The 13,219-nt window shown below is 27.3% G+C and carries 5 protein-coding genes; all 5 read right to left on the reverse strand.

Going from position 1 to position 13,219, the window contains the following annotated elements:
* Positions 1 to 17 precede the first annotated feature (17 nt).
* The 5 genes from QPK10_RS00370 to obgE all read right to left on the reverse strand — a co-directional run bounded on the left by QPK10_RS00370 (position 18) and on the right by obgE (position 13,139).
* Positions 18 to 4,712 carry a hypothetical protein gene (locus tag QPK10_RS00370; protein WP_368486070.1) on the reverse strand — a complete coding sequence of 1,565 codons (4,695 nt, stop codon included), beginning with the start codon at positions 4,710 to 4,712 and terminating at the stop codon, positions 18 to 20.
* A gap of 214 nt (positions 4,713 to 4,926) precedes the next feature.
* Entirely contained in the window at positions 4,927 to 5,304 is a 378-nt protein-coding gene (raiA, locus tag QPK10_RS00375) for a ribosome-associated translation inhibitor RaiA (RefSeq protein ID WP_368486071.1), read from the reverse strand.
* Positions 5,305 to 5,383: 79 nt separating this feature from the next.
* Positions 5,384 to 10,867: a hypothetical protein gene (locus QPK10_RS00380; protein WP_368486072.1), complete on the reverse strand. Its 5,484-nt coding sequence runs from the start codon at positions 10,865 to 10,867 to the stop codon at positions 5,384 to 5,386.
* 213 nt (positions 10,868 to 11,080) lie between these two features.
* A complete protein-coding gene (nadE, locus tag QPK10_RS00385; RefSeq protein WP_368486073.1) occupies positions 11,081 to 11,833 on the reverse strand; it encodes an NAD(+) synthase in 753 nt (250 codons plus the stop codon).
* A gap of 1 nt (position 11,834) precedes the next feature.
* The gene (gene obgE, locus QPK10_RS00390) at positions 11,835 to 13,139 is read right to left on the reverse strand and encodes a GTPase ObgE (protein WP_368486074.1); all 1,305 of its coding nucleotides are present in this window, start codon (positions 13,137 to 13,139) and stop codon (positions 11,835 to 11,837) included.
* Between the last annotated feature and the right edge of the window lie 80 nt (positions 13,140 to 13,219).

Raw genomic sequence — 13,219 nt, forward strand, 5'->3', positions numbered from 1 at the left:
TATTTAAGTAATTAATGTTATCTGATGCTTTCTTCAACCGGGCGTGAAGTGCTTGATTTACTTGTTTTTTGTTGGGTTCACATTGTAGTTTTTTCCTTAATAATATTTTTTGCTAAAATTTCGTATTGGGCGCGGTCACTTGTTAAATCATAAACCATATTTAATGCTAATAGCGCACGTTTATACAATAATTGGTTTACTTTACTATTTTTAACTTTTAAATATTCACTCCATGTTGCTAAAACTTTTGTTTTTAAAACTCGATTTTGTTTGTGGAGATTTTCTATTTGTTTAGCTAAATTTTCTTGCTTAATATCATTAGCCAATGGTGTTCGTAAAACATTCGTAGTATGTAATTTTGTAATTTCTGCTTGATTTGCTTTAATTTGGACTTGGTAATTTACTAAATCACTTAAAAGTTGCCCAATTTTAGGATGTTTGATTCACTTTAAAATATCTTGGTAAAAGGGATAACGTTCAATTTCAGCGTGAGTACGGTCCTGAAATAAATCCATTCGAATAAATAATTGACATTCTCACCAGATTTTGGCAGCCAATGGATAAGTTAAATCAATTTTTTGTTCCCCGTCGCGTTTACATAGTTGTTGATATTGGCTTTTCTGATACTCATCAGAAAAATCAATTAGTTCTCCTTGATAAGAACGGTCAATTTTTCAAGTTTTTGCTGCTTCTAATAAGAAATCATCTTCATTACTAGTTAACAGTGTTGTTGTACTAGCACGGAAACTTAACACATTATATTCAGATTTTAAAGCTGTCAATAATTTAAGATATTGTGGTTGCTGATATTCGGCAGGAGTTAAATTTGCTACTTTTTTAAATTGTTGAGAAAAACGTTTGAAGATTTTAGTTAGATTTTCTTTACTAGCAGTAGATGACAATTCATTATCCGAAGCACTTGGCAAGAAACTATTTTTTAGATCTTTACATGCATTAACTAAATCTTCAACTGCAATTCGTTTTGCTAAAATTTGCATTTTAGCAGTTAATAATTCTTGGAAAGTCTCAAAATCGGTAGTATTTTGCCGAATTAATGCTTGTTCAGTAGCAGTAAAATAATCCCTAGTTTGTTTAGCAGCGATGTTATCAAAAAGTTTAGTAAAATTAGTTTGGAACGAATCATTAATAGTAGCTAGTTCAGCATACGAAGCTCGTAAGTCAACATACTCACTATCTAAATTAATGCTCATTTCTTGAACTTTTTTGCTAGCAGCTTGAAGATCATCCCCAAACTTATGGATTAAAGCAATGTCCCTACTAATTTCAGGGAGAATTTCATATTTAGGAACAATAATTTTTTTAACTTCCAAAAAATTATTTTTAACAGTGTGATAATGTTTAATTAGTTTTTCATATGCTTGTTCAGCTTCTTTATCATAAAAGCGGGCTTTGATTTTTAATAATTGTAATTTTTGCTGTTCAAATTCCATTATGATATCTTCAAAATTGGTTCAAATTCTATTATATTCAGTTTGATCAAGAACCGAATTATTTTCAACTAAAATTAATAATTTTTTAAATTCTTCATTTTCAATTTTAGTTAATAGCGCAGTACTTTTAGCAATTAACTGTTGAAAAGCCAGATAATATTTTTCTAAATATTTTGTTTTTACTTTCGGGTCTAATCCGGCGATTGGTCAATTACTATGCTCTTCAAACAAATCGGCATAATTAACTTCTGGGGTTTTTTGTTCAATATTAATGTTATTAATCGCAAGGATCTGTTTTAAGAAATTATCTAAATATTGGTTTTGCCCCGGACTAATTTTAAAATAATCATAATATTTTTTAGTTAAAACAGTTGTTAAGTTAGTTGCTTCTAAGTCGGGATTTTTTAACATTTCTTGGATAATGTCATCTAAAAAATTATTCGTATTTTTAACATAGAGTAAACCATAACTTTTTTGGTCAGCCGTTGGGACCATCTGAAAATCAAATGGCGCCCCACTAAGTGGTTGTCTACTTTCATCAATTACTTCAAGATATGTTTTAATAAAATCTTGGTAGTTGTAATTTTTAATGGTATCAAACCATAACCCTAATTTTGGATTGCTTGTTATTTTTAATAAAAAATTATAAATTTCTTTAATCATTGCTTGTAATTTTTCAAAAAAACGCGGGTCAGATTGGTTATATTTATAAATTTCATTATGAGCCAATTTTTCAAAAGGATAAGTAGGGACTGCCAGTTCCCGGCAAACTTTTTGTTGCAAAAGTCCGGCTGGGGTCATTATTGGATCAATAATATTAGTTCGCAAACGAGCAAAGGCTTCTTGCAAAGTTGCGGTTGGAATCGGAGTTGGGGTCATTCCGTGCTCTTGAATTTTTTTGACCCCCGCCTCATATTGTTCTTGTAATTCCGTTAGTTTGGCAGAATCAAAAAACATTTCATCGGTGCCTAAATTTTTAAAACTAGGATGATTAGCTAAGAAATTTTGGAAATGATTAATTAATTCTGGTTCAGATAATGTTGATGGTGATTTTGCAATAATTGCTAAGAAACTCTGTTTTAATTTTTCTACTTCAAATGTAATTCCAAATTTAATATCTCTAAAATAATGGTTAATTCCTTGTAAATATACATCATGATGAACAAAATTTGCTTTAAATCTAGCGATACTTGTTTTAATACGTGCTGTCAAATCAGCAAGTTCTTCGAAATGTATTTCCGAATTCCCAGATGTTCTATTGCGTAATAGATAAAATTCTAATTCCTTAGCTAATGTTGGGTCCAATATAGTAAGATATTGATTAGTTACCTGATATAACTCTGAATCTACTGTCATATTTTCTCAATTATCAAAAATTGCATATTTTGTGACTAAAGTATTAGTTAACCATTTTTCTAATTCAACATATTTATTAACAAAATTTGAAAATTGTTCGTATGACACAAAACTATTCGGAAGTGAACTAAAAGGATGGTTTGCAATTCGTGCTTGGTATTTTTCAAAAGTTTTTGTTACAATTACTTGTTCAAAATAAAGGTATAATTGGAGAGCAAAATGATTATAAATATTAACTTGCTTAATTGAATGTTTTGCCTTAAAGTCAGCAATTTGAGTAATATTATCATTACTAAAGTTTGTACAATTAACTAAATTAAGCGTATCGTGGTCTTGATCTAAATATTGCTGATAGTCAACAGGAATTTGTTGTCAGTACCAACGATATTTTTGAATATTTTGAACCAAACTACTAACATCAACTGTTGATAATAAGTGAGCATCTAAATTATGATAAAAACCATGATATTTTTTTAAAACAGCATATTTTAAAATATCAAATGCTTCATTCGGCGATGTTTTAAGCGTTTGACGGAGATGCTCATTAATTTGAGGAGTTAAAATTTCTGTCTCCTCATCTAAAAATTTAACATTGGCTTTAATATCTGAGGTTTGTAACTTTGCTTGTACCCTCGCTTTTAAAATATCCTCATCTTTTTTTAATTCTGTCCATGTTTTAATTTCTTTTGCCACCAAAAATCTATAAGCATTTTCACGAAGTGAATGCTGATGATCCACAGTATCAAGTTGAGTTTTAAATTCATTTCATAACTGACGGCACTTTGTAGTTACTACTTCGGAAAATTCCCAATAATTAGTAGTTTCATCATTGTTTAATAATGTTGTAATAACATAGTCTTGAATAAGATCACGAAAATGATCAAAATCAAAATTTATTCAAACATTAACCTGGTAGTCTGGTAATTTAACAGTGGCTAGTTTAATTTGTTGGACTTCTTCTTCATTAGGTTCTTTACTAATTATATAGTTAATATTTTTATCATTAATAGTTGTCTCCTGATTATATTTTAGATATGAAGATAAATAAGTTTCAATTCTTTCGATATTCAACTCATCTGCTAACGCGGGATTAGTTACTAAAATATTTTCTTTTAAAAATGTTAAATAAAGTTGTAATGTTTGACAATATAATCGATGTTGGGGTGCTTGGGTTCATTTCTTTTTTTCTAACTCTTGTTGCATAATTAAAAATGAGCGTTTTTGCTTAGTCATTGTTGTTTTTAAATTTTTTAACTGCGTAATAGTAGTTAAAAAAGTATTATTTTGACTCGTTGAAAAATCAGCATTTACTGTTCTATCACTAGCTGTTGCTGGAGAACTTACCGTAGTTGCTACAGCAGCCGTTGTGAATTCGTCAATTGCATCCTTTTGTACGGCGGTTGGGGTGATAATTCGCTGCATAATTTGATTTAATGAATCTTCAATAGTAAGATATTGTGCTTCTAAAAATTGATGGTCCAAAAAGTCACTCAAAACAGCAGTATCTTTATATCTTAATAATAAGCGATTATTTTCATACGCTGTTTTCATTAAATTATCCATTTTTGTTAATAATATTGTTCTATTTGCTTCATTAAAAGTTGCGGGGGGATTATCAAAAACTGCTTGTAATTCTGCAATCGCAGTTAAATTAGCCAGTAGTTTGGTTAATAAATTATTATATTTATTAATTTTGATGGTTGCGTCGGAAAACCGGTTAAATTCTTGTTGAAAACTAACAAGTTCATCAATATGTTCGTTAAAATTAATTAATTTTTGAGCTAAAATAGTTAATCCTTCATTAGCGTGCGGATTTGTTTTCATAATTTTTTTCTTATTTAAGAAATTGCTATTTTGTCTAATGATGTCTTGCATTTCTTTAATATTTTTATTTATATGGTCCATCGGGATTGCCTTCTTTCTTAAAATAAAAAAAATTAAAAAATGCCTAATAAAAAATTACTTTTTATTAGGCATTATCTATGCTCAATTAAATTATTTCTATATAAATAAATATCTTTATTTATATGGTTTAATTATAGCATTGATAATTTAATGAATAAAATTATTCTAGTTTATTTTTTTTGAATAAATTAAATGTTAAAAAAATCAAATAAAATTAATCATCATCGATTTCAATAAAATCATTGTCTTCTTCTTCAATCGCATGAGCAAAGGACTCAACTTTTTTCCCATTCCCATGATAAGTTTTGTCTTTAATGCGACGAATTTGATCTTCCATTTTTTTGGATGCTTGTTCAACACCTTTATAAAAGTCATCGGTAGTTACTTCTGCTTTTAAGAAGTTATTTTTTCCTTTTATATCAATTGAACAATTAATGTGGACTTGATTTTCTTTATAAAATTCAATATCCATTTGAACTATATCATTAGGAGATACTTGACTATATTTTTCTAATTTATCAAATACTGTTTTAATATGATCTTGCATTGCTGCAGTTACTTCAAGATTTTTGCCTCTAATAGTATATTTCATGTGACATCCTCTTTTCTATGTCTTAATTATATGCTATTCTTTATTAATTTGACAAGCAAAATTCTTAAGATAATTATTTTTATTTAATAAAACTTTCCTCATCACTGTTATTTCTTTGCAGAGAGCTTGAGAGATTTTCGGCTTTAGTATTCAGACTTTCTTTTTTTAATTGCAGAGAATAATTTTGATAAATATTTTCAAAACTACCAATAGAATTTAAAATTAAAGAAGCTTTTTTAAACAATTCTTTATTTTTATCTTGTATTTTAAAATATTTATCTCATTTTGCATTCTCATTCGCGGAATTCTTCATACATGTTTCGATAACTTTATGCCATTCAGCAATGGGGTTATAAATATTAGCTAAATAATGGGCTCGTTTTTCACCTCAGCGGACAATTTTTAGTCCTTCATAATACATTTTTTCTGCTTTTCAAATTTTTATTAAAATTAATTGAGAATAAGGATATTTCTGGGATATTTCCTGATATAGACGATCATTTTTTAGAAAAGAATCACCAATTAAACTATTATTTTTTTTAACATTATTAACTCAGATTTTATCTGACGCTTCAGATAAACTATATAACTGTTCATCATAATATTTTGCAAAATTAGGTTCTGTACTTATCTTGCTATTCATTTTATCTAAAAATTGTTCAAATTTATTATTAAAAATTTCTAATTTTCTATAATTTTTACAAATTATATTTTGGATGGTTTTTTCAGAAAATTCATAAATTAATTCTTCAAACTTATCCATACAATAATGAATATCTCGTTGCATTTCTTCATAGATATCTTTAAAGTTAGCATCTTTTTCATTTCAAGAAATTAATGCTCTCTTAGCAGTATCAAAAAAATGTGCTAATCTATTATAATCATCAAAAACCTTTTTCACATTCGAAAGCATTATTTTATATGTCGTAAGTTTTGAGAATTTATCTTTTCATTTTTCTATAAATTCTTGGTCATCTTCTGATAAATAGATATTCACTAGTAAAAAATTAATTAACTTATTATAAGTGTTTATTGTTTGTTCTAAATCATCAACTACTATTTCGTCAAGGTTATCTTCGGTTAAATTAAGATATTTTTCTTTTTGTTTCAAAAAATTCAGTAGTTCATGAACTTGATTTTCATTCTCTTTTCATTTTTCAATATTTTTAATTTTTTGACTAATTGCCATGATATTTTTTTTAACTGCTAGTTCTAACTTAGAAAATTCATCAATTCTTTTTTTAATGCTTTGGAAAAGTTGTTCAGTATTAGTTAAAGAACTTAAATACTGGTAAAAATCTTGTTCACTAAAAATATGTTTTAGATTCTTCATATTATTGTTTCAATCATCATAATTATTTTCAATTTTTGTTAGTTTCTCTTTCAGTACATCAATACTAAATAATTTATCTTCCAAAAAATCTTTGGCATAATTAAAAATATCATTAATTCCATCATTTATTTTTAAATTTAGTGACTCATCAGTTACTAAATAATTATTAATAAGTTTAAGTTGAGTTAAAAAACCTTTTTTGATCTTTAATTGGGCAATTATTTTATCCATTTTTGCCATAGAATTAGTTACATGATTTTTGTGTCAAGTTGAAAAATTAACAGTATCTACAATTAGTTTTTCTTTTCTTCATTTTATCAAATTAAAAATTTTGGCAGTTAATTCCTTTTTTCCAATTTCATATTGTTCAATTATTTTATCATACTCAGTATCCTCAAAAATAGAATTATTAGTTAAATAATCATTAAGGTTTAAATTTTGATCATTTATAAATTTATTTACCTCTCCTTGAATTAGTTTTGATTTTCTCTCAAATTCATCGTTATTATATGAAGTTATTTCTTGCATTAGTTCTTGTTGCTCAAGAGCATTAAATCATTCTAGAGATTGTTGAACATCTATTTTGATATTACTATCAGTTTTAATAATTTCGCTAGTAAAAGTAACCAATGGTTTGAAGATTTCTGTATTTGCTTGTTCATCAGATAGAATTGCAAACTGCTGATGAAACATTTTGTTGACAACTGTCTTTATAAGATGATTTTCAGTTTGGGAAGAATTATGCAGCATTTCTTGAATAATTTCTTTTATTAACTTGTTATTACTTTTAGCAAATAATAGTGCAAGATGGTCATTATTATTAGTATTATCATTACTATTATTTGAACTTAAATAGTAAAATTCAAAGGGGGATACTTCTCCATGTGAAATTTTATTAGCATATAAATCTTCAAAAGAATTAGTAAATAGTTTAGGGTCAGAAATTATATTTTTCCAAAAACTATTAGTTTTTTGAGCATTAAAAAGGGTTAGAATAAAATTAAATAATTCTTTAATCATTGTCATAAAAGCGGCTAAGAATTTATCACTAGTTGGGTTAAATTTATAAATTTCATCAAGGTTACTTACCTTATACAATACTTCTGAAAAATTAGTTTGCAATTCTGTTTCATATAAAGGTAAAGCATCATCTAAATTATCAATAAATTTTGGTAATTCTCATTCTATAAATTTATTGATTTTATCGAAATCAATTTCAATAACATTAACTCCTAGTCTTGTTAGATTATCAACAAAATTATTATATTCTAATAATTTTGTTGATAATTCTGCATCAAGAATTACATTATTTTCTACTAATTCTTTACTTATTTCATTAATATCATATTGACTATTTTTTCATTTAATTACTGTACTTTGGACATTTTTTTGGATAACCCCTAACCCATCTATAATTTCTCTGTGCTTGTTAGATAAAATTCCAGTTAACATAGGAAAGCCACGGATAAATGTATTAATTTTATCTTTAATATTAGATTCAATTAGAGTACTAGAACTTTTTTTATAATTAATAAACTTATCATATAAATCTTTATCTATAATTTTTAGAACATTTTCTAGAAAATTATTTAATTCTAGATTATTTACTATTTTTGTTTGTCAATTATCAAATATATTTTTTATTTTATCTTGTGCTACATATTTATTAATATTCTTAATTAATATTGCAAATTTTTGGTTAAGGAAACTTAAATCATCATAATTTTTAATTACTAAATCTTTAGCAGTAATTTTTGCATGAGGATTAGTACCTAATCGTTTTTCTTGGAGAATATTTTGTGTATAATCATCTATAACAATATCAATCTTTTTAGCAAACGATGTTTTTAACCTTTCTTCGATATCCAACATTAATTTTAGTAGGTAATGAGTATGAAAATTAATTTTTAACGTTGGCTGGGCAAGTTTTAAATGTTTAATTTTTTCAATCTGATTTAAACTAAAATCATTTAAACTTATAAAGTTTATGACTTTTAAATCATCATCAAATATTTGTCGTTGTTCAAGAGGAATGTTTTTAAAATAATGCGGGTTATCATTAATAGTTTTTAATATTTTTTTAACATCCACTAATGTTAAAAGTTGCGTGTTTAAATCATGTACAAACCCAGGATATTGATCCAAAATAACATATTTTAAAATTTGAAATGTTGAAAATGCTCCACCCTTTAAAATGTTTCTATTAAGATATTTCTTAATTTCCAATCGCATAATTTGTTGATTATCATTTAGATCACATAAATTTGCGGTAATTCCCATTTTTTTAAGTAATTCTTTATTTTCTTGGAGCAGACCATTTTTTAGTTGGGTAATTGCTGATGGAGTTAAAATATTTTTATTAATTAAAAATTGGGCAAGATTTTCACTAAGGGATAAATCATCGTGGTTCTGCAAAGTACTTCTAAACTCTTCCATTAATGAATCATAATATTTCTGAGCTAGTTCAGAATATGAATCTTTTTTAAAGATATTTTTTTTGATAATTTCTTCTCTAGTTGTAGTTTTAATATGATGATTTAAAGCTTCTTTAAATTTATAAAATAATACTTCATCAAAATTAATTCAAATATTAAAGGTATAATTATTTTTTGATAAAAGTTCTTGTTGTCATTTAATTTGAGCCAATTGGTCAGGTGTTAATTTTGCAGAAATTAAATAATTAATATTTTTTTCTTCAGATTTTAAAGGATTATTATATATTTGGTAATCTTTTAAATTATTTCTTAATTTTTCTAGATTTAATTTTTGTGATAATTCTGGATTATTATTAATATACTTAGCTAAATATAGAATATATAATTGTAAATTTTGAAAGAATAAATTATAATTATTTTCATTTATTTCATCTTGGAGAATTTCAATATTATTTTCTCTTTTAATATTTGGCGACTCATTGGTAATTCAACTATTTTTCAATTTTTTTAAAAAACTAATAATTTTTGGTGCGGTTGCAAGAGGGATACCATGTTCTTTAATAACATTATTGACTTCTTCTGCTTCTATTGAATTAAATTTTATAGCATCAAATTGTAAATTAGGAGAAGAACTTGTGGCATTCTCTTGAAGGCCATTTTTTAATTTGGATAAAATAAGTTCGTCAGTTACCCTTGGACTATACATACCACGTGCTCATTGGGAAGTAATTAAATCAAAAGAATTATTTTTTAGTTTCATTGCCTCCCCTTGCTCAATTTTAAATATGTCAATTTCAGCATTATTTTTTGCTATTTCTTCATTTAGTCCCTGAATATTACCCTCTTCTTTTGTAAAAAATTCTAATCTAATTTCTTTTTCACTACGAATAAGTTCATTAGCAATTCGCTTTAGAATGGTTTGATATTTATAAAATTCCATTTGATTAATAGCTAAAAGATCATGAAGTTTATCTATAACTTGTGGAATATTTTTAATGCTATTGTCATTTATTCACTTTGCTAAGATATTACCGTTATTTTTTATTCTTTTTAATCTTTCTTCACATCAAGAATTATATTTTTTATACAACTTTTTAAGTTCTATAATTTTTCGGCGTTTTTGTAGTTTTTGTTTAAATATTTGAATTATAATTTCTGAATTTTTTTCTTGTGAATTTTTCTTGTTATTAATCTTAATTTCATTATTAATCTTTTTAACTTGCTTACATAATTCAGAAATAAGCGTTTGATAATTTTGAGATTGGTCATTTTCGTGGTTAAATTCTAAATTGATTAAAATATCCTCAATTTCAAGGGAACCTTTTTCAAATAACGGCACCATATTTTCATTTTTTTGGGCATTCCCAAGGCTTGTTAAGAATTTTTCGATTATTAAGTAAAGTTCATTACTAAAATTATTGGTTTCTTTCCGTAATATTTCTAAATAGCCAAAACAATTATTAATGAGTGCTCTTGATAAATTTTGGTTAGTTTTTCAATATCTCTGAATTTGTTCTAATTCTTTAATTAGTTTTGTTAGGGCATTTTTTGAAATATAATACTTATTTTGTTCCGCAATAATGGTTTTTGATAAATCAGATTGGGAAGTAACAACATTATCATTATTTGCTTTCACTAAATTAAATAAATCAAGCTGTTTATTATATAATGCATCCAATGGTTCTAGTGTTAAAGAAGAATTTTGACCATGATTTATTTCATTGGTTAATATTTGTTGATTATTATTTAAGATGTTTCAAGTATTTGTCATTAAAAAAACTTTTTTGCTTGGCATAAAAATCATCCTTCCGTTCAAAAAATTAAAATGCCTAAATAAAAATTGCTTTTTTTATTTAGGCATTATTTATGCTCAACTAAAAATCATGTAAATAATTTCATTTACACTTTTATTTTACAATATATAACACTTTTTAAATTTAGAAATAAATCTTTTTTTAAATAAATAATATGTCTTAAAATTTACATTAAAAATAAAATATCATTATTGTTAACTTTCTTTAGGATATTTTAATTTAGTAAATGGTTGGGCAGGAGCCTGGGCTAGTTTTCTTTTATGCTCCGAAATGGCGTGTAATTTTTGAATTTTTTCCTCAATAGTTGGACTTGTTTCAAAGCCTTGTAAATAATTATCAAGTTCGTGGTAACTAAAACCTAATTCATCCTCATCGGTTTGGTTGGCTCATAATCCGGCGGTTGGTTTGCGAGTAATAATTTCGGGACAAACCCCTAATAATTCAGCGGCTTGACAAACTTCCCCTTTTAATAAATGAATAATCGGAACTAAATCAACACCCCCATCACCATACTTAGTAAAATAACCAAGATGTCATTCATCAGCATTATCTGTTCCTAATACCAAATATTGGTGAGCTTGCGCCAAAGCATATAGTGTCGTCATTCGTAAACGCGGTTTAATATTAGCAAGGGCTAATTTATTAGTTGGAGATAATGGTAAATTTTTAACTAATTCATCATAAGTAGTTGTTAAATCAACAACTTGGGATGTTAACTGGTGGTGGTTAACTAGTTTCAGACTATACTCCTGGTCAACCGGATCAGAATGGCAAGGCATTATCACTGTTAAATGGTTGTTGGGAAAGGCTTTTTGGCCTAATAATGCAACAACAGCAGAGTCAATTCCTCCCGATAAGCCAATAATAACACCCTGGCAATTAGCGACGGTGACTTCTTGGCGAATTCAAGTAACTAAATAATCTAAATAATCTTGTAAGTTTTTCATTTTAACCATCCCATTCTAATTCATAATCAAAAATCTTAACTGTATCGCCGGGTTGGGCTCCTTTGGCACGTAACATGTCAAAAACTTTAAGATCTTGCAACTTTTTATTAAATAATAATAAATTATCATAAGTTGAAATTGGTGTTTTATGGTAAGCTTTAAAAACACTTTCCCCTTCAACTTTTCAAAGGCCATTTCCTAAATTAATAACTTGAACATCAACTTGTTTTTCTTCATAAGTATAATGTTTATAACTAGCATCACTTGGTGCTTCGGTTTCGCCAAGTTGCCATAATGCTTTGTTTTCTTTAATTTCGGCTAAAAAATCCCCAATTCGGTTTAATAAAACATCTAAATTTTGGTTTAATAACCCACTTGTTTCAATAATATCAGCATTTTTAATTTGTTTTTTAAATTCTTGTAAGTTTTCACGAGCATTATCAATATCCATTTTATTAGCAACAATTAATTCTTTCCGGAGTTCTAATTTATAATTATATGATTTTAATTCATTTTGAATTTTATGATAATTATCAACAACATTTTCAGTTCCATAGTTTCCCGACATGTCAATGACATGGACAATAATTTTGCACCGTTCAATATGGCGGAGAAAATCATGGCCAAGACCTTTGCCAGCACTAGCCCCTTCAATTAGGCCCGGTAAATCAGCCACCACAAAACTACGATTTTTACTATCCTTAACAACCCCTAGCTGGGGAGTTAAAGTGGTAAAGGGATAATCAGCAATTTGGGGTTTTGCTTTTGATATTTTTGATAATAAAGTTGATTTACCAGCATTGGGAAGACCAACTAATCCAACATCAGCTAAAACTTTTAATTCACAACGAACTTCAAGACTTTCACCCAGATCACCGGCTTCAAAAATGGTCGGGGCTCTATTTCGGGAGTTTGCAAAGCGAGCATTCCCGCGACCACCTTTACCACCCTTTGCAACAATACATTCTTGATTATGTTCCAAAATATCACAAATAATTTGATTTGTCGCATTATTGATAACTAAGGTTCCTAACGGAACTTTAACATATTTATGGGGCGCATTCTTACCATGCATATCTTTAATGTCACCTTTTTCCCCATCTTGGGCTTTAATTTCCCGTTGGTATTTCAGATCTAATAGCGTGTTCATTCCTTCATCGCCAACAAAGATAATGTCCCCACCATTACCCCCATCACCTCCAGCAGGGCCACCTTTGGGAACATATAATTCACGGCGAAAAGCGACCGCTCCATCGCCGCCTTTTCCAGCTTGTAATTTAATTGTTGCAACATCAATAAATTTCATTTATCTACTCTTTTCTTTCTGTACTATATCTATCTTACCCTAAAATTATTAAAAAGTATTAAGATTATTATTTAAAATAA

The sequence above is a fragment of the Spiroplasma sp. DGKH1 genome, from assembly GCF_040940205.1.
Classification (GTDB): Bacteria; Bacillota_I; Bacilli_A; order Mycoplasmatales; family Mycoplasmataceae; genus Spiroplasma.